The 17,377-nt window shown below is 59.3% G+C and carries 19 protein-coding genes; 6 read left to right on the top strand and 13 right to left on the bottom strand.

The genetic code is table 11. The features are described from left to right. Positions 1-42: 42 nt before the first annotated feature. From FJW00_RS15805 to dolP, 4 genes are read left to right on the top strand one after another with little or no spacing between them, the layout of a single operon-like run. Positions 43-2,076 (top strand): penicillin-binding protein activator, encoded by a 2,034-nt coding sequence (locus FJW00_RS15805; protein ID WP_058956502.1) that lies wholly within the window; start codon positions 43-45, stop codon positions 2,074-2,076. Continuing rightward, positions 2,034-2,429: a YraN family protein gene (locus FJW00_RS15800; protein ID WP_009087381.1), complete on the top strand. Its 396-nt coding sequence runs from the start codon at positions 2,034-2,036 to the stop codon at positions 2,427-2,429. Before FJW00_RS15805 ends, FJW00_RS15800 begins: the two co-directional genes overlap by 43 nt. Positions 2,430-2,443: 14 nt before the next feature. Further along, the gene (gene diaA, locus FJW00_RS15795; protein WP_140924885.1) at positions 2,444-3,031 is read left to right on the top strand and encodes a DnaA initiator-associating protein DiaA; all 588 of its coding nucleotides are present in this window, start codon (positions 2,444-2,446) and stop codon (positions 3,029-3,031) included. A gap of 14 nt (positions 3,032-3,045) precedes the next feature. Further along, positions 3,046-3,618 carry a division/outer membrane stress-associated lipid-binding lipoprotein gene (gene dolP / locus FJW00_RS15790; RefSeq protein ID WP_009087383.1) on the top strand — a complete coding sequence of 191 codons (573 nt, stop codon included), beginning with the start codon at positions 3,046-3,048 and terminating at the stop codon, positions 3,616-3,618. Positions 3,619-3,670: 52 nt separating this feature from the next. Here dolP and FJW00_RS15785 read toward each other — a convergent pair whose 3' ends face one another. Then, complete coding sequence (locus FJW00_RS15785) at positions 3,671-4,375, bottom strand: pirin family protein (protein WP_140029557.1); 705 nt, start codon at positions 4,373-4,375, stop codon at positions 3,671-3,673. A 129-nt stretch (positions 4,376-4,504) separates the two neighbouring features. On the opposite strand from FJW00_RS15785, the gene FJW00_RS15780 reads away from it, so the two are divergent. Continuing rightward, positions 4,505-5,404 carry a LysR family transcriptional regulator gene (locus FJW00_RS15780; RefSeq protein ID WP_009087386.1) on the top strand — a complete coding sequence of 300 codons (900 nt, stop codon included), beginning with the start codon at positions 4,505-4,507 and terminating at the stop codon, positions 5,402-5,404. An 18-nt stretch (positions 5,405-5,422) separates the two neighbouring features. Here the strand turns inward: FJW00_RS15780 and FJW00_RS15775 are convergent, their stop codons facing one another. From FJW00_RS15775 to pmbA, 11 genes are all read right to left on the bottom strand, one after another. After that, positions 5,423-7,333, bottom strand: coding sequence for a BglG family transcription antiterminator (locus FJW00_RS15775; RefSeq protein ID WP_009087389.1), 1,911 nt, complete (start codon positions 7,331-7,333; stop codon positions 5,423-5,425). Between the two features lie 122 nt (positions 7,334-7,455). Continuing rightward, positions 7,456-8,196: a 2-dehydro-3-deoxy-phosphogluconate aldolase gene (gene dagF / locus FJW00_RS15770; protein WP_009087391.1), complete on the bottom strand. Its 741-nt coding sequence runs from the start codon at positions 8,194-8,196 to the stop codon at positions 7,456-7,458. Beyond that, positions 8,193-9,314, bottom strand: a complete 1,122-nt coding sequence (locus FJW00_RS15765; protein WP_140924883.1) for a DgaE family pyridoxal phosphate-dependent ammonia lyase — start codon at positions 9,312-9,314, stop codon at positions 8,193-8,195. The genes dagF and FJW00_RS15765 overlap by 4 nt, the downstream gene beginning before the upstream one ends. After that, positions 9,298-10,428, bottom strand: a complete 1,131-nt coding sequence (locus FJW00_RS15760; protein ID WP_140924881.1) for an amidohydrolase/deacetylase family metallohydrolase — start codon at positions 10,426-10,428, stop codon at positions 9,298-9,300. Before FJW00_RS15760 ends, FJW00_RS15765 begins: the two co-directional genes overlap by 17 nt. Before the next feature lie 43 nt (positions 10,429-10,471). After that, complete coding sequence (locus FJW00_RS15755) at positions 10,472-11,113, bottom strand: DUF4310 family protein (RefSeq protein ID WP_009087397.1); 642 nt, start codon at positions 11,111-11,113, stop codon at positions 10,472-10,474. An 11-nt stretch (positions 11,114-11,124) separates the two neighbouring features. Next, on the bottom strand, positions 11,125-11,901 hold the full coding sequence (locus tag FJW00_RS15750) for a DUF4311 domain-containing protein (protein WP_009087399.1): 777 nt from the start codon (positions 11,899-11,901) through the stop codon (positions 11,125-11,127). 134 nt (positions 11,902-12,035) lie between these two features. Then, positions 12,036-12,335 carry a DUF4312 family protein gene (locus FJW00_RS15745; RefSeq protein WP_009087401.1) on the bottom strand — a complete coding sequence of 100 codons (300 nt, stop codon included), beginning with the start codon at positions 12,333-12,335 and terminating at the stop codon, positions 12,036-12,038. A 2-nt stretch (positions 12,336-12,337) separates the two neighbouring features. Continuing rightward, positions 12,338-12,694 (bottom strand): SFCGS family glycine-rich protein, encoded by a 357-nt coding sequence (locus FJW00_RS15740; RefSeq protein ID WP_009087404.1) that lies wholly within the window; start codon positions 12,692-12,694, stop codon positions 12,338-12,340. 13 nt (positions 12,695-12,707) lie between these two features. Next, positions 12,708-13,043, bottom strand: a complete 336-nt coding sequence (locus FJW00_RS15735; RefSeq protein ID WP_009087405.1) for a glycine dehydrogenase — start codon at positions 13,041-13,043, stop codon at positions 12,708-12,710. Between the two features lie 294 nt (positions 13,044-13,337). Continuing rightward, a complete protein-coding gene (gene cybC / locus FJW00_RS15730; RefSeq protein ID WP_009087408.1) occupies positions 13,338-13,724 on the bottom strand; it encodes a cytochrome b562 in 387 nt (128 codons plus the stop codon). A 63-nt stretch (positions 13,725-13,787) separates the two neighbouring features. Next, the gene (pmbA, locus tag FJW00_RS15725; protein ID WP_140924879.1) at positions 13,788-15,128 is read right to left on the bottom strand and encodes a metalloprotease PmbA; all 1,341 of its coding nucleotides are present in this window, start codon (positions 15,126-15,128) and stop codon (positions 13,788-13,790) included. A 115-nt stretch (positions 15,129-15,243) separates the two neighbouring features. Here pmbA and yjgA point away from each other — a divergent pair, with 115 nt between their 5' ends. Next, positions 15,244-15,786 carry a ribosome biogenesis factor YjgA gene (yjgA, locus tag FJW00_RS15720; RefSeq protein ID WP_009087413.1) on the top strand — a complete coding sequence of 181 codons (543 nt, stop codon included), beginning with the start codon at positions 15,244-15,246 and terminating at the stop codon, positions 15,784-15,786. Between the two features lie 91 nt (positions 15,787-15,877). On the opposite strand, the gene mpl is transcribed toward yjgA, so the two are convergent. Next, positions 15,878-17,230 (bottom strand): UDP-N-acetylmuramate:L-alanyl-gamma-D-glutamyl-meso-diaminopimelate ligase, encoded by a 1,353-nt coding sequence (gene mpl, locus FJW00_RS15715; RefSeq protein ID WP_009087414.1) that lies wholly within the window; start codon positions 17,228-17,230, stop codon positions 15,878-15,880. Positions 17,231-17,377 lie beyond the last annotated feature (147 nt).

Here is a 17,377-nt window from a genome sequence, read left to right as displayed (position 1 = left end):
TTTAATATTGAGCATCTTGAAAAAAACATCACTGGATACAGTATGCTTCCTTCAAAAGTCGTTCGTCATAAAGCAGGACGCTTTCTGCCTGTCATTCTTGCTGGGCTGATTTTAGCCGCGTGTAGCGGTCAGGGGCCGCAAACCTCAACCGTCAATATTCAGGGGCCTGCCACAGCCAGCTCCGCTTACTATCTGCAGCAGGCGCAGCAAAGCAGCGATGATAGCAAGACCGACTGGCAATTACTCGCAATCCGCGCCCTGTTGAAGGAAGGAAAGTATCCTGAAGCGACCCAGCAACTGAGTCAGCTGCCGCAGCAGCTCTCTGAGACGCAGCAGCAGGAATCGCTGCTGCTGAAAGCGCAGCTGCTGATTGCCCAGCAGAAGATCAAAGAGGCTGAGCCCCTGCTGGCTGACGTGAAAACCGGTGCACTGTCGAAGGATCAGCTGGCGCGTTTTTACAGCCTGCAGATCGCCAGTGCACAGGGGCGCCCTTCTCTCTCCCTGTTGCGCACCTACATTGCGCAGGAGCCGCTGCTGACCGGCAGCGACCATCAGGCCAACATCGATGCTACCTGGCAGGCGCTGACGCAGATGTCGCCGCAGGAGGCCAGCAACCTGGTCATTAACGCCGATGAAAACGTGCTGCAGGGCTGGCTCGACCTGCTTGCCGTCTGGCGGGCTAACACCCAGGATGCCGGGATGCTCAAGTCGGGCATCAAAGACTGGCAGACCCGCTATCCGCAGAATCCGGCGGCCAAAACGCTGCCGACGCAGCTGAGCCAGATGCAGAACTACACCAAAGCCTCAACCAGCATTATCGCGCTGCTGCTGCCCATGAATGGTCAGGCGCAGGTCTTCGCGAATGCGATTCAGAAAGGCTTTACTGACGCGAAGAATGGCGTCTCCGCCCCTGCCGCCCAACCGGCGGCCGCACAGCCCGCCGCGACGGATGGCACGGCCAGCACGCAACCGGCAGCTGTCGCCGGCTCGGCTTCCGACCCGATCAGCGCGCCGCAACAGCAGGCGGCAGAGGCTACCCCGCAGGCGCAGCCTCAGTCTCAGCCTGCCGCCACCGCCGAACCGGCCAGCAACGCTCAGATTAAGGTCTATGACACCAGCAGCCAGCCGATTGAGCAGGTGATGCAGCAGGCCCAGCAGGATGGCGCCACCCTCGTGGTGGGGCCACTGCTGAAGAGCAACGTGGAGAAAGTGGCTAACAGTCAGACGCCACTCAATGTTCTGGCGCTTAACGAGCCGGAAACGATCCAGAACCATCCGAATATTTGCTACTTTGCGCTTTCTCCTGAAGACGAAGCGCGCGATGCCGCGCACCATATCTGGGATCAGGGCAAACGCGAGCCGCTGTTGCTGGTTCCGCGCAGCGGTCTGGGCGATCGCGTCACCAATGCTTTCGCGCAAGAGTGGCAGACGCTGGGTGGCGGTACCGTGATGCAGCAGCGCTTTGGCTCGACCGCTGAGCTGAAGCAGGGCATCAACAGTGGCGCGGGCATCAGCCTGTCAGGCACGCCGGTGAATGCGGCCCCTGCCCAGCAGCAGCAGGGTGTGTCCATTGCCGGCCTGACCATTCCGGCACCGCAGCAGAGCACGCCAGAGGCCGTCAGCACCAGCAGCGGCGGAGGCGTCGATGCGGTCTATATCGTTTCCACCCAGGATGAGCTGCAGCTGATTAAGCCGATGATCGCCATGCGCACCGGCAGCCGCAGCAACATTTCGCTTTATGCCAGCTCGCGCAGCGCGCAGGCGGGTGCCGGTCCCGATTTCCGTCTGGAGATGGATGGCCTGCAGTTCAGCGATATTCCTCTGCTCTCCGGCAGCAATCCGGGCCTGATGCAGCAGACCTCGAAGTCATTCAACAATGACTACTCGCTGGTGCGCCTCTATGCCATGGGGATGGATGCCTGGACGCTGGCCAATCACTTTAACCAGATGCGTCAGTCACCGGGTTATACGCTGGATGGCAACACCGGTAAGCTCAGCGCCAACACGGATTGTGTGATCAACAGGAAGTTGACATGGAACCAGTATCGTCGGGGCGAAATCGCACCGGCCAACTGACCCGCCGTCAGACTGGCGCCCGGTATGAAGAAGATGCCCGGCGCTATCTGGAGCAGGCGGGCCTGAAATGGGTCGCCAGCAATGTTCACTTTCGCGGGGGTGAACTTGACCTGATAATGCGTGACGGGCACTGTTGGGTGTTTGTCGAAGTTCGCTACCGCCGCGATGCGCGCTACGGTGGCGCACTCGCCAGCATCACCCGCAGCAAACAGCAGAAGCTGCTGCGCGCTGCCGCTCTCTGGCTGGCGCAACGCGGCGGCAGTTTTGCAACGGTGAATTGCCGTTTCGACATCATCGCCATTACCGGCACGGCGCTCGAGTGGCTGCCGGATGCCTTTAATGCAGACGTTTAGAACCAGGTGGTTGTGTGCAGGAAAGAATTAAAGCGTGTTTTACTGAAAGTATTCAGACCCAGATTGCTGCCGCTGAGGCGCTGCCCGATGCCATCTCCCGTGCGGCCCTGACGCTGGTGCAATCTCTGCTGAACGGCAATAAGATCCTGAGCTGCGGCAACGGCGCCTCATCCGCCAATGCCCAGCACTTCGCCGCCAGCATGATCAACCGTTTCGAAACCGAGCGCCCCAGCCTGCCGGCGCTGGCGTTAAGTGCAGACAACGTGATGCTGACCGCGATTGGTAACGATCGCCTGCACGATGAAATTTATGCCAAGCAGGTGCGCGCGCTGGGCCATGCAGGTGATGTGCTGCTGGCCATCTCAACCCGTGGCAACACCCGCGACATTGTGAAGGCCGTTGAAGCCGCGGTAACACGCGATATGACGATCGTTGCGCTTACCGGGTATGATGGCGGTGAGCTTGCCGGACTGCTGGGCCCGCAGGATGTGGAAATCCGCATTCCCTCACACCGCAGTGCCCGGATTCAGGAGATGCATATGCTCACCGTTAACTGCTTATGCGATCTGATCGATAACACCCTCTTTCCCCATCAGGAATGACCGAAGGAGCACGAATGAAAGCATTGAACGCTATCGCTATTCTGTTAACCGCCATGCTGCTGCAGGGCTGTGTCGCCGTGGTTGCCGGTGGCGCAGCGGTTGCCACTAAAACCGCCACCGACCCCCGTACGGTCGGCACGCAGGTGGATGACGGCACGCTGGAGCTGCGCGTCACCAATGCGCTGGCGAAAGATCAGCAGATCAAAACCGATGCCCGCGTCATCGCCACCGCCTATCAGGGCAAAGTGCTGCTGACCGGTCAGGCGCCGTCGCAGGAGATCGCCAATCGTGCCAAACAGATCACCATGGGCGTGGATGGCGCCACCGAAGTCTATAACGAGATCCGCATTGGTCAGAAAGTGACGCTCGGCACCACCTCGTCAGACACCTGGATCACCACCAAGATCCGCTCGCAGCTGCTGGGCAGCGATCAGGTGAAATCCTCCAACGTGAAGGTGACCACCGAGAATGGCGAAGTGTTCCTGCTGGGTCTGGTGACGCAACAGGAAGGGCAGGCGGCGGCCGATATCGCCAGCCGCGTCAGTGGCGTGAAGCACGTCACCACCGCCTTTACCCTGCTGAAGTAACGCGTAAGACGCAAAAAAGGCGGCCATGGCCGCCTTTTTTATTGCCTGAGGATCAGACCGGGATGTCGATGACCAGTGCCCGGGTCGCCGTTTTCGCCGTCAGCGTCAGCAGCGACTCTTCCTGCAGAAAGGCACCGTCGCCGCACCCGAGCGCTTCCCGATGCGCCGCACCCGATCGGGCTTCCAGCGAACCGTGAATCGACTGCAGATAGGCGCGCGGCCCCTGCAGATGCAGCGCATGCTGCTCGCCAGGCGCCAGTTCGACCTGATGGATCCACACCTGCTGACGCAGTTGCAGGCTCTCATCCACGCCATCCGGCGAGGCGATCAGCTGAGAGGTAAGGCCCGCCGTCAGGGCCAGTTTCTGCATCCGCGGATTCTCACGCTCCGGGCAGGCGGCCAGCCACAGCTGCATACGGGTCAGCGGGCGCTCTTTGCTCAGGTTGATTTCGGTGTAACTGACCCCCGGCTGGGCTGAGAGCAGCAGCGCCTCCCCTTCCTGCACGCTGATCGTGTTGCCTTCGCTGTCGCGATACTCCGCTTCGCCCTGCAGCACGATGTTAAGCACATCGACCTGCGGATAGGTGCGCGGCTGAAAGGCGGCCCCTGGTGCCAGCACTTCCTGATTCAGTACGCGCAGTGACGCGTAGCCCATCAGTTTTGGATCAAAATAGTGGCCAAAAGAGAAACTGTAGCGGGCCTGCAACCAGCCAAAGTCGGCCTGGCCACATGCGGACGCACTGCGTGTCGTTATCATTATTTACCTCCGGCATCCGGTGACGAGGATCGGTCACGGACTCTATGCACACATGGTAAAAGTCTGGACGCCGGATTGTTAGCCAGTTAATCTGCCGGGCATGTTCAAATTTCCTGACAGAGAAACGGGATGGCTAAAGAGCGTGCGTTAACCCTTGAATCGTTACGCGTAATGGATGCGATTGATCGACGTGGTAGTTTTGCGGCGGCGGCCGATGAGCTGGGCCGCGTGCCCTCTGCACTCAGCTATACCATGCAGAAGCTGGAAGAGGAGCTGGATGTGGTGCTGTTTGACCGCTCCGGCCACCGCACCAAATTTACCAACGTGGGACGCATGCTGCTGGAGCGTGGCCGGGTGCTGCTGGAAGCGGCCGACAAGCTCACCACCGATGCCGAAGCGCTGGCGCGTGGCTGGGAAACCCATCTGACCATCGTGACCGAAGCGCTGGTGCCCATCGACGCCCTCTTTCCGCTGGTGACGCGCCTGGCCGACAAAGCCAATACCCAGTTTTCGCTGGTCACCGAAGTGCTGGCGGGGGCATGGGAGCGGCTGGAACAGGGACGGGCCGATATCGTCATCGCCCCCGATATGCACTTCCGCGCCTCAACCGAGATCAACACCCGCAAGCTCTACACCATGATGAGCGTCTATGTCGCCAGTGCCGACCATCCGATCCATAACGAGCCGGAACCGCAGTCTGAAGTAACGCGGGTGAAATACCGCGGCATTGCGGTGGCGGATACCGCGCGTGAGCGCCCGGTGCTGACCGTACAGCTGCTGGATAAGCAGCAGCGCCTGACCGTCAGCAGCATGGACGACAAGCGCCGTGCGCTGCTGGCGGGTCTGGGCGTGGGAACCATGCCCTATCCGCTGGTGGAGCAGGATATTGCGGAAGGCCGCCTGCGGGTCGTGAGTCCGGAATATACCCGCGAGGTCGACATTATTATGGCGTGGCGGCGGGACAGCATGGGCGAGGCCAAAGCCTGGTGCCTGCGTGAGATCCCGCGCCTGCTGGCGAAGAAAAACTGACGGCGGCAGAGCCTCGTGTTAAGAGCGGCTCAGGCAATCCATCGCCACCGCTCTGAAACTGCTGAAGTCAGTGCTCTCCCGCAGGCGGATCATCGCCCTTTCCCGCAGAAATGTGACAAACAGATCGTAGATCGCCATCGCCTCTTCATATTCGCTTTTGCTGATCGCCAGCAGGAAAATCACATAGGCGGTGTCGTCGCCCCAGGCGATGCCCTGCGGGGCCAGCACGGTGTAGACCACGGTTTTCTTCGCCAGCAGCCCCAGCGAGTGCGGCAGCGCAATGCCTTCGCCGAGCATGGTGCTGACAATCGCTTCGCGCTCCTCCACCGACGGATAGAAAGCAGCGTCCACAAACCCCTCCGCCTCCAGCTGATCGCACAACTGCCGGAACAGTTCAGACTGGGTCATTGGCCTGTCGACGATATGAAAGTGCTGAGCATCAAAATATTTCGTCAGCATATAGGGACGGGTACGATCCACCAGCACCAGCTTGCCGATCTGCTCCAGCTGAAACCCGGTGGGAAACGGTGACATCACCACCACCGGTTTCTCTTTTTCGCTGAGCCGGATGGTCGAGATCACAAAGTCCTCATCGATGCGGCTGCGCGCCTCATATTCACGCTGAGAGAGGCGTGCCGTCACCTTCAGCTGCGGGTATTTGCGCAGCAGCATCGCCTCAATCATCCGCAGCGTCGAGTTACCGCTGTCGCAGACCAGCAGCACCTGGGGATGACGCTGATAGCCCACGTCATAGTGGCGCTCCAGCCCGACACCGATGTGCAGCACCAGAAAGCCAATCTCATTCTCGCTGATGACGTAAGGGGTATATTTCCCCCAACTGGTCACCGCCGCTAAGGTGACATCATAGGCCATGGGGTAGTGCTGCTTGATATTGCTGAGCAGCGGGTTAGGAATATGGATCTGGTAGCGCACCCGGGTGATCATGGTCTTGATATGGGTAAGCAGATCGGCACGCAGTTGCTGATCGTTCTGCAGATTAAAGTTGTAGTAGGTGTTGATGAAGCTGAGCAGGTAATCCACCAGCGCATCGGCGTCATCCGCATTGATGGCGCTGGGGGCGATAGCCTGAATACGCCGTGCCGCAATGTTGACCCGCAGCCAGTTCTCTTCAGCCGGTGAGATCGGTTTACTGACCAGCGGGCGCATCAGCGTAATCAGCTGGTGCGCCGCTTCGCGCACGTCATCCCCAATCTCCTCAGCGCCCGGATCGTTAAGCGGATAGCCTTCGCTGATACGGCGCACCGCCACCGCACAGTAGATCCGCAGATAACGTTCTCCCTCATCGCTGAGGCGGATATTGTGTTCAGCAAAGCAGCGTTGCAGCAGCGGCTGGAGGGTTTCCAGCATACCGCTGTTGAGCGCTTCAATGGTCAGCAGCGGACTCTCCGGCTGTGACTGATCGATTTGCCACAGCAGATCGGTCAGGCAGGTTCGGATCGCCACTTCGCTGCCGAACAGCTTCATGCCGTAGTGGGGCTTGCTTTCAATCGTCAGGTGATAGCGTCCCAGCCACTCGCGCACTTCCGCCATATCGTTCTGCAGGGTGGCGCGGCTGACAAACCACTCCTCGGCCAGCTCTTCAAGTTTCAGCGAATAGGCCGCGGTGAGAAACCGGGTCAGCAGATAACGGATGCGGTCAGGCGACGTGCGCGGGATGCGCAGCGGTGAGGCGCTGTGTTGCTGCAGATGCTGAAAGCGCTGAGCATCCTCAATCTTCAGCTGATAGCCCGCGCCACGGCTCAGGACGAACTGCGCACCATGTTCAGCCAGCAGCGCATTCAGCGCCGTAATGTCGGTGCGTACGGTGCGGGTCGAGACGGCAAAACGCCGCGCCAGTTCATCCTGAGGCAGCGTTTCGTTTTGCAGGGCATCAAACAGTTGCGCAAGGCGCTGATTGGGAAATCTCACGACAGTTACCTGTTTACAGAGAAAATCAGGGAAACGGAAACTCAGCCTACGGGGATCGTGACGCAACGTCCATGTTGCGTGCGCGGCCTGCCACCCGATCGGCCTGCCGCGCGGCGCGATCCTCAGGGCAGCAGCGTTTTACAGATCGCCAGCAACCGCTGCACATCCTCGATCCGGGTTTCACCACTCGCTTTGTCGATGATCGAACTGTAGACGTGCGGGATCACTTTGCTGACGCCCGCTTCCAGCGCAATGCGCACGATCTCGCCGACGTTCTCCAGATCGATGCCGCCGGTGGGCTCCAGCCAGAAATCCATTTTTGCGCAGGCGTCTGCCACGGCGCGATACTCATCCACCGCCTGCAAACCGCCCATCGGAAAATATTTCACCGAGCTGCCGCCCATATCCTGCAGCATGGCAATCGCGGTTTCGATCGGAACGATCCCGTCAGGCTGTGTTGCGCTGCGCGGGCCGGTCGAGATTTTTACCTTACCCGGCGTGCCGGTGGGTGAGATCAGACCGTTGACGACGGTCTGCGACTGGCCCAGCAGCGCCCGGCTGGTGGCCACGCCGGTGAAGACCTGATTGACATGCTGGGGTTGCAGCACCTCCGCCAGCTCACTCACCATCTGTGACTGCCGGGGATCGCCCGCGCCCAGACCAATTGAGAGTGCGTTGTCGATCAGCGCAGCGTACTCGCTCATGTCGGCGATAGCAGCGTCATTGCTGGCGTAGTTTTTTGACAGCACGCCGACCAGCACATGCCCTTCGGCCGCCTGCCAGATGGCGCGCGCATTCTCTTTTGATCCCGCCAGTACGTTAAGGCAGAGACGATCCTGATAAAAGTTGGGGGTCAGCGTCATGCGGTTTTCTCTCCGGTTAACAGCGTCTGAATACGGGTGAAAATGGTGTGCAGTTGATCGGCGCTGACGCTGCGTACGTCCGCCTCAATGATCCCTTCATTGGCTTTGTAGCCACGGAAATAGATCGCGATGTCGCCGTTTTTCAGTGCCTGCACCAGATCGCCGGTGCGCTGCCCGATCGCCGCTTCGTCAAATTTGATCTCTGCACGGGCGATGTCACGTCCGGCGGCATCCCACACCACGCGGGCCGTGACGCCATTCAGATGGTTCAGCTGTTCGATGAACGGTGTCATTTTTTCCACCATCTGCGCGCCGCTGATTTTTGGCTGAGTCAGATAGTTTTCAATCGCGTGGGTCAGGCCGAGAATGCCCTCTTTGCCGACTTTCATCGCACGGCCAATCCCGTTGGTCTGGCGTTTGACCCACTCAACGTAGTGGTGGCGGCCAATTACCAGGCCGCTGGTCGGGCCTTCCAGCGCTTTTGCACCGCTGTAGATCACCAGGTCGGCGCCCGCCTCGTAGTAGCACTGCAGATCCTCTTCCGCGGCCGCATCGACAATCAGCGGAACGCCATGCTGGCGCGCAACGGCGGCAGCCTGCGCCACATCAAGGTGACTCTTCTGCACGCAGTGATGCGATTTCACATAGAGGATCGCCGCGGTCTGTGGGGTGATCGCCGCCGCCAGCTGCGCGGGCGAGCACTCATTGCTGTAACCCGCCTCCACCAGCTGGCCGCCTCCCAGCGCCACCATGCTGCCGACCGGTGCGCCGTAGTTCACGTTATGCCCTTTCGGCACCACAATCTGATGCGGGACGCTGAGCGGCGCGGCATGCAGGTTATCCAGCAGCCAGTCGTCATCTTTTACGATGACCGCCGCCACGCTCTGGGCGATGCCTGCCGAGGCACAGGAGACCACCACCGCGTTCTCCACCTTCAGCAGACCGGCGATGTAAGCCCCGGTTTTATCGACCAGGTCTTTCATTTCGAAGTAGTGATCGAGGCCATATTTCACCGTGTCGATCACGTCGCTCGACGGCGTGGAGACGCCGAGAATCGTCATACGGCCAGAGGCGTTAATCACCGGCTTCAGGCCATACTTTTCATAAACCGAGGTCATGTGCTGCTCCTTCTTCTGTCGCGATCCACTGACCCGCGACGACTGCCGCCAGCGGGACCAGATGCTTCTCACCGGTTACCGTTTCACCTTCTGAATCGATGAAGGGCCGGTTTTCCTCTTTGACGCTAAAAATGGTCAGGTCGGCGTCATAGCCGACTTTCAGCTGCCCCTTGCGCGGCAGCCGCAGCCCTGCCGCCGCGTTGACCGTCACGCAGTCAATCACCTGCGGCAGCGTCATGCCGACGCTGAAGAATTTCGACATGACATGGGCCAGGCTGTGAACCGGGCCAGCCAGACGGTTGCGGCAGTAAATGTCAGAGCTGATGGTATCGGGCAGAATGCCCTGCGCTATCGCCACCCGGGCGACCTCAAAACTGAAACTGGCACCGCCGTGGCCGACATCGAGCTTCACGCCGCGCGCGATAGCCTGTTTAACAGCGGCCTTGAGTTCGCCCTGCGGCGTCAGAATGCGGTTGGGTTTGCCGTTAAAGCAGTGGGTGATGATGTCGCCCGTGGTGAGCAGATCCGCAATCTGGTCAAGATTGGGCGGATTGTTGCCAATGTGGACCATCAGCGGCAGCCCGCCGCTCTGCTGCTGAATCGCCTTCGCGCGGATCAGCGGCTCGATACCGTTTTCACCCACCACGCTGCTGCTGATGCGCGCCTTCAGGCCCACGATAAAATCGGGCAGCCGGGCCACCGCCTGCTGCACCGCCTCGCCATCGATCTGCCTCATGTCGGCCAGTTCGTTCTGAGTGACGATACCGGTGCGGGCGATGTTGATCAGGGCATACACCTGGGTCTGCGCCACGCGGGTCAGCTGGTAAAAGTCATCAATATGATCGGCACCGGTGCTGCCCGCATCGACCACCGTCGTCACGCCGTGGGCCACGCCTATCGCATCGGCTTCATCATGGTAGATGGGGGATTTGGGATAGCAGTGAACGTGGGAGTCGATCCAGCCTGCGCTGAGGTAGTAGCGACCCGCCAGATCGCGTTCCTGGCGTGCGCTGCCCTGCACCCGGCCAACGGCGGCGATGCGGCCATCCTTCACCGCGATGTCGACCACCTGCTCATCGCTGAGTCGTGCAGCGCGGATAATCAAGTCGTACATGGTTTCTCCTTAACGGCAGCCCGCTACCGGGCTGCCGGTGAGATCAGAGCGCGATCGGGAAAATCGCACCGAGGATCATGGCGCCGAGGATCGCGCCACCGGTGATCGGCTTGTTCCAGAGATAGAACAGCAGCGCCCCCAGCAGTGAACCCAGACCAATCGGAATCGACGCCGTCATGGCTGACAGGATAATCAGCGGGCCGAGGAAGCGTCCGGAGGCATTACCCGCGCCCATCATGACGTCTGCGCCGTAGGTGGAGTCGCTCTGATTGATGGTGAATTTACGCGCCAGGATAATGACGTAGCCAATCGCCACCCCAATCACCAGACCCGTCGCCAGCGAGGCGGCAAAGTTCGCCACCGGGAAGACGATACCCGCGCCCAGCAGCAGGGCCGGAACGCCCAGGCCGACACCGGTCTGAATCGCGCCGCCGATATCCAGAATCCCCACCAGCGACCCTTCTATAATGCGGGCGAACAGGAAGCTGGCGCCAAAGGCGGCGACCGCGCCGTAGACGCCGGTCTCCATGCCAGAGCGCAGCATCGACACAAACGCCACTTCGTTGAACGCGCCGATGCCATAGAGGTAGTACATGTGGGTTCCGGCAAACACGCCGGCGGAGAGCAGGCCAACAAAGATCGGGAAAGACCAGTCGGCGTACCAGAAGCCTTTATTTTCGTTCATTGCATCGCCTCCTATTTGCCGCTGACGGAGTTATGGATCATGTCGAGCCAGCCGGGAATGCCGAGCTGGAAGGACTGCAGCAGTTTCATATCGAAACCGCGGAAGAAGCCGCTCAGCACAAACAGCAGGACGATGGCGGTCATCATCACTTTGGTGACCCGGTTCCAGCCGCTCTCTTCGACCCCTTTGCCGATCAGAATACCCAGCACCAGGCCCGGCACGGCATTGCCCATGATCAGCTGTGCCAGACCGCCGAAAATGGTGGCCCAGAAGCCTGACTTTTTGCCCGCGTCAATGGCCGCCAGCCAGAAGATGACCGGCATGACGGTGTTAACCAGCAGGTTAGCCGCCGGCACCAGCACTTTAACGGCCGTGACCTGAAGCGCCGCCGGAACGGCCGAGGCGGTGGAGTTGAGGAAGGCGACCACGACCATGCCGATAATGCCGCAGGCGATGGCCATTTTTTTCGGATTGTGCAGCGTTTCCGCCACGTTGCGGTTTTTGACCATCAGTGCCGCCGCACCCCAGTTTGGAATGATGCGGTGATCCACATCCTGGGTGAATGAACCGGCTGCAACAGAGGATGCCCAGGCGTTGAAAAAGAAGCCGAGACCAAAGGAGAAGTGGGAAGCGGGATCGCCTTCGCATGAGTTCAGCTCGCCCAGCGTACGAAAGGCGCCCATCCCCTGGGTGGTTGGCGCATGAAACATGCGTGCGGCACCCGCACCGACGCCGACGCCCACCAGCCCGCCAATGATCAACGACTTAAACAAAATGATTAAAAACATGTTGTTGTACCTTGTTGTCGTTTTTTTAATCCCGTCAGACTTCAGCCGCCGCCGCCTCACTCCGGCCTGCCCGCCGCGCGTGCGCGACAGCAGAGGAGCGGGCTACAGACAGGCTGACGTTAACAGGCGCTGTTTTATGATGCCGCCGTAAACGTCACCTGTTCGGTGTCGAAAACGGTGACGCTGACGGTGATCTCCAGCGTGACGCTGTAGTTCCGCCGCTGGCGCGCCAGAAAGAAGAAGAGAAACTTCTCGGTCCTGACGCTCTCCTGCGCGCGCAGCACCCGGACATCCTGAGGTTCAATGCGCAGCAGAATTTTTTGCGTCGCGCGCAGAACCTGGTTCTGCACACGACTCAGGGCATCGGCGAAGGCTTTCGCTTTGGTGTCGCCTTTGCCCTCGACCGTCACCTGGGTAACGTAGTGTTCTTTCATAATCAGCTGCCGTGCTTCTTGTTCCAGGCCTGCACCAGCCGCTCACCCAGCTCTTCTTTGTCCATAAAGCCGAAGCCCAGTACGGTAGCCCCTTCGTTGATGGCGGTCACCCCTTCATCAATAGAGCGCATGCCATGCTTCGCTTTGTAGCCATATTTGTTCTGCGCGGTGATGGCGCCTGCGCCGCCGCTGCCGCAGAACGAGATGCCGAAGTCGGCGTTTTCTGCCTTCATGACGTCACCCAGTTTCATGTCCGCCGCCACACCCGGCACCACCACCGCACGGCCACCCGCTTTTTCGATACCTGCGGCCACTTTCTGCCCTTTCCCTAAACGATCGCCAATCACGACTGTCACCATGTTCTTTTCCTCTTCAGTTGTTGGATCGTGCGACTTCAATGTGAACCGACAGCAGCCAGGCCTCTTCACGCGGCAGATTGCCAAACAGATCCACCACCTGCTGCGCCAGCGCGACGGTTTCCGGCGGAATATCCTCAAACAGCTCCGCTTCCACTTCCGGCAGCGGCTCGCCACTCAGAGAGCGTGATGCCATGGCCCGGACGTGGGATTCCAGCATCTGCTGCTGAACCGCGTTGGGCTGGATACCATGCTGCTGATAGATCGCCGCAATTTGCGTCATGACACGTTCTGCCAGTTGCTGCACTTTCTCCGGTGGCGCTTCATACACCGGGATGCCGTTATTGCTCACCTTGTTACTCCTGTTGAACCGGATAATTCGCGTTGAAAATAAATTAACCGTCCCGGCTCCCGCTGTGGAGAGGCAACATTTCCAGCAGCAAGCGGAAATTGAGGTGAAGGCTGTGCGTCAGATCGCAGAGTGCACACTTCGTGCGAAAAATGACTCTTTGTGCGCAAAATAATGAATTTAACCGTGCCGGATCTTGATGTTGTGCAACATCACGGCAGGTCCGATACGTTTTAAGGCGCGGTGATAAGCAGAAGTGATGGAAAAAACCGCCGGTCGGGCTGACCGGCGGTCTGATTAGCGGAATTTCTTATGGTTGGTATTGCGGATCTCATCAAACTTCGCGGCTTCGCGCTTTGCGCCCTCCACGTTGTTCGCTTTCGCCAGCGTGCTGACCACGTCGATCTGCGCAATCAGCGAGTCGAGACCGGCGTGATAATCTTTGATCTGCGTGCTGTCAGCAGGCTGACCTTCCAGCTTTTCGGGCGTGGACTGCTTCGCATCCTGCGCTGCCGCACGCATCCGGGTTAATGCCTGCTGCATCTCCCGGGCATCGTCCGTTTTTTTGACGATTTTCAGGTTCGCATTCAGCGTGTCCATATCCTGCTCCAGATCCGCCGCACAGAGGCTGACGCTGGAGAACATCAGAGAAGCCGACAACATTGCAATTAGCTGCTTACGCATCATTACTTCCTTTTTATTGTGACGAAAAAAAAGCAGCCAACAGGCTGCTTCAGGAATGCGTCGTTATTGTCCCGCTATCTTCATTTCAGGCAGTAAGACTGAACCGCACTGAATATTGCTGCGGGTTTCGATATCGTCGCCGATGGTCACCATATTGCGCCACATCTCTTTGAGATTTCCGGCGATGGTGATTTCACTGACCGGATACTGAATCACGCCATTTTCGACCCAGAAACCGGCCGCACCGCGCGAGTAGTCACCGGTGATGGCGCTGACACCCTGTCCCATCAGTTCGGTGACCACCAGACCGGTGCCCATCTGCTTCAGCAGATCGTCAAAGCTGTGGCCCTGACCGGCAATGCGCCAGTTGTGAATGCCACCCGCGTGACCGGTGCTGGTCAGGCCCAGTTTACGGGCGGAGTAGCTGGTTAGCAGCCAGGTCTGCAGGACGCCCGCCTGGATAATGTCGCGCGCCTGGGTGCGCACCCCTTCGCTGTCAAATGGCGTCGAGGCGAGACCTTTCAGCAGGTGCGGCTGCTCACTGATGGTGAGCCACTCCGGCAGGATCTGCTGACCCATCGCATCCAGCAGGAAGGTTGATTTCCGGTAAACGCTGCTGCCGCTGATCGCCCCGACCAGATGACCAAACAGGCCGGTCGCCACTTCAGAGGCGAAAATCACCGGCGCTTTCATGGTCGGAAGTTTGCGTGGGGCAAGACGGGAGAGCGTGCGACGCGCGCACTCTGCGCCGACCCACTCCGGGCTTTTCAGATCCTCAAACGCGCGGCCGATGGTGTAGGCGTAGTCGCGCTCCATGTTGCCATCCTGCTCGGCGATCACGCAGCTGGAGAGCGAATGACGGCTTGAGCAGTAGCTCTGCAGCATGCCATGGCTGTTACCGAACACCTTAATGCCGACATGACTGTTAAAGCTGCCGCCTTCGGTGTTGGTGATACGCTTGTCTGCGCGCAGTGAAGCCTCTTCAGCCTGCGCGGCCAGCTCAATGGCGCGGTCAGCATCGATCTCCCACGGGTGGTAGAGATCCAGGTCTGGCGCATCATAGGCCAGCAGCGCCGCATCCGCCGGGCCGGCAAAGGGATCGGGCGAGGTGTAGCGCGCAATATCGATCGCCGCCTGCACGGTACGTTTGATCGCGTCCGGGCTGAGGTCGGTCGATGAGGCGCTGCCTTTACGGTTCTGATGATAGATGGTGATGCCCAGCGCACCGTCGCTGTTGAATTCGACGTTTTCCACTTCGCCATAGCGGGTGCTGACCCCGATGCCGGTGGTTTTACTGACCGCTACTTCCGCGCTGTCAGTGCTTGCTTTAGCCAGTTCAAGTGCCTGCGCAATCGCCTGCTCCAGTACTTTTCGCTGTTCTGCAACCTGAGTAGATACGTTCATCGACCTGCCGTCTAATCTTATGTGTGAATGATTTGAGTCTATCAGAGTCAGAGAACAATTTCGCAGTCACCCGATAAACTGGTAGGATTAGCCTCTTTTTTTTGGGAGCCCGGAAATGACCAGACAGCCCGATGAGTGGCTCGACGATGTGCCAGATAATGACGAACAGGAAGATGAAGAGATTATCTGGGTCAGTAAGAGTGAAATTAAACGCGATGCCGAAGAGTTAAAACGCCTGGGCGCCGAACTGGTAGAACTGGGTAAAAACTCGCTGGATAAGATCCCGCTGGATGAGCGCCTGCGCACCGAGATCGAACTGGCGCAGCGTATTAAGAAAGAGGGCCGTCGCCGTCAGCTGCAGCTGATCGGTAAACTGCTGCGCAGTATTGATGTCGAGCCGATCCGCGTTGCGCTGGACAAGCTCAAGAACCGCCACAACCAGCAGGTTGCGCTGTTCCATAAACTGGAAATGCTGCGCGATCGTCTGATTGAACAGGGCGATGAGGCGATCAGCGACGTGATTGCACTCTATCCTGACGCCGACCGTCAGCAGCTGCGCAGTATGATCCGCAACGCGCAGAAAGAGAAAGCGGGCAACAAGCCGCCGAAGTCAGCCCGTCAGATTTTCCAGTACCTGCGCGAACTGGCCGAAGCCTGATAGCCCGGATAGCCGGTCTGTCGTGGCCGGTAGCAGGAAGCACGTCAGAACGTCACCGGAAAATGAGCGCCCGTTACGGGCGCCCGTCATCTCAGGCCAGTCTGTCCAGCAGCTTCTGGTGAATGCCGCCAAACCCGCCGTTGCTCATCACCAGAATCGAGTCGCCTGGCTGTGCGGCTTTCGCCACCATCTCGACCAGCGTATCGATATCTGCGCTCCAGTGCGCAGGCGGAATGCACGCTTCGGCGACGTCAGAAACCTGCCACGGAATGTGGTGCGGCTGGAACAGAAAGACCTCATCCGCCCGCGCCAGTGACGGCGCCAGATCGTTTTTGCTGACGCCCATCTTCATGGTATTCGAGCGCGGCTCCAGAACGGCCAGAATGCGCGCTCTGCCGCCAACCTTGCTGCGCAGGGCCGCCAGCGTTGCCAGAATCGCGGTCGGATGGTGCGCAAAGTCATCATACACTTTGATGCTGTTCACTTCGCCACGCAACTCCAGCCGGCGACGCGCATTGATAAAGCTGTTCAGCGCCTGGCCTGCATCTTCCGGTTTCACACCCACATGACGCGCGGCGGCGATCGCCATCAACCCGTTATGCATATTGTGTTCGCCGACCAGCGCCCAGTTCACCTCGCCGACCTTCTCGCCGTCGAGCCAGATTTCCCAGTGCGAGGCATCGGGCGTCAGCTTCTTCGCCTGCCAGCGCCCGTGGTCGCCCACGCTCTCCTGCTCGCTCCAGCAGCCCATCGCCATCACCTGCCTGATGTTGGCGTCATGCTCCGGCAGCAGGATCTTGCCCTGGCCCGGCACGATCCGGACCAGATGGTGGAACTGCTTCTGGATCGCCCGCAGGTCGTCAAAGATATCGGCGTGATCGAACTCAAGGTTGTTGAGGATCAGGGTTCGCGGGCAGTAATGGACAAACTTGGAACGCTTGTCGAAAAAGGCGCAGTCATACTCATCCGCCTCAATGACGAAGAATGGACTTTTTCCTAATTTTGCCGAGACATCGAAGTTTCCTGGCACCCCACCAATAATGAAGCCGGGTTCCAGGCCGCAGGCCTCGAGAATCCACGCTGCCATGCCGGCTGTGGTGGTTTTCCCGTGGGTTCCCGCCACCGCCAGCACCCAGCGGTCGCGTAACACGAAATCGTGCAGCCACTGCGGGCCGGAGAGGTAAGGAATGTTGCGTTCCAGCACCGCTTCCACACAGGGATTACCGCGCGTCATCGCATTACCGATAATCACCAGGTCAGGGGCCGGGTCGAGCTGACTCGCATCGTAACCTTCTGTTAATTCAATGCCTTGCTGTTCGAGCAATGTGCTCATTGGCGGGTAAACGTTGGCGTCTGAACCGGTCACCTGATGACCAAGTGAACGGGCCAGCACGGCCAGACCGCCCATAAAAGTGCCACAAATCCCGAGGATGTGAATGCGCATAACGTGATCCATTACTCTAAAGTTCGGCGCACAGTGTAACCCTGCTCGCAGACGGAAGAAACGGATTAGGACTATGGTTTTTGAAGTTCAATCGGCTAAACTGCGTACGCATCCGTTGGCAGACTGTTACGCGTGCTGCCACTCCAT

It is taken from the genome of Pantoea anthophila (genome assembly GCF_006494375.1).
GTDB lineage: Bacteria > Pseudomonadota > Gammaproteobacteria > Enterobacterales > Enterobacteriaceae > Pantoea > Pantoea anthophila.
Note: the sequence above shows the minus strand (reverse complement) of the source record. Positions and strands in the feature narration are given on the sequence as shown.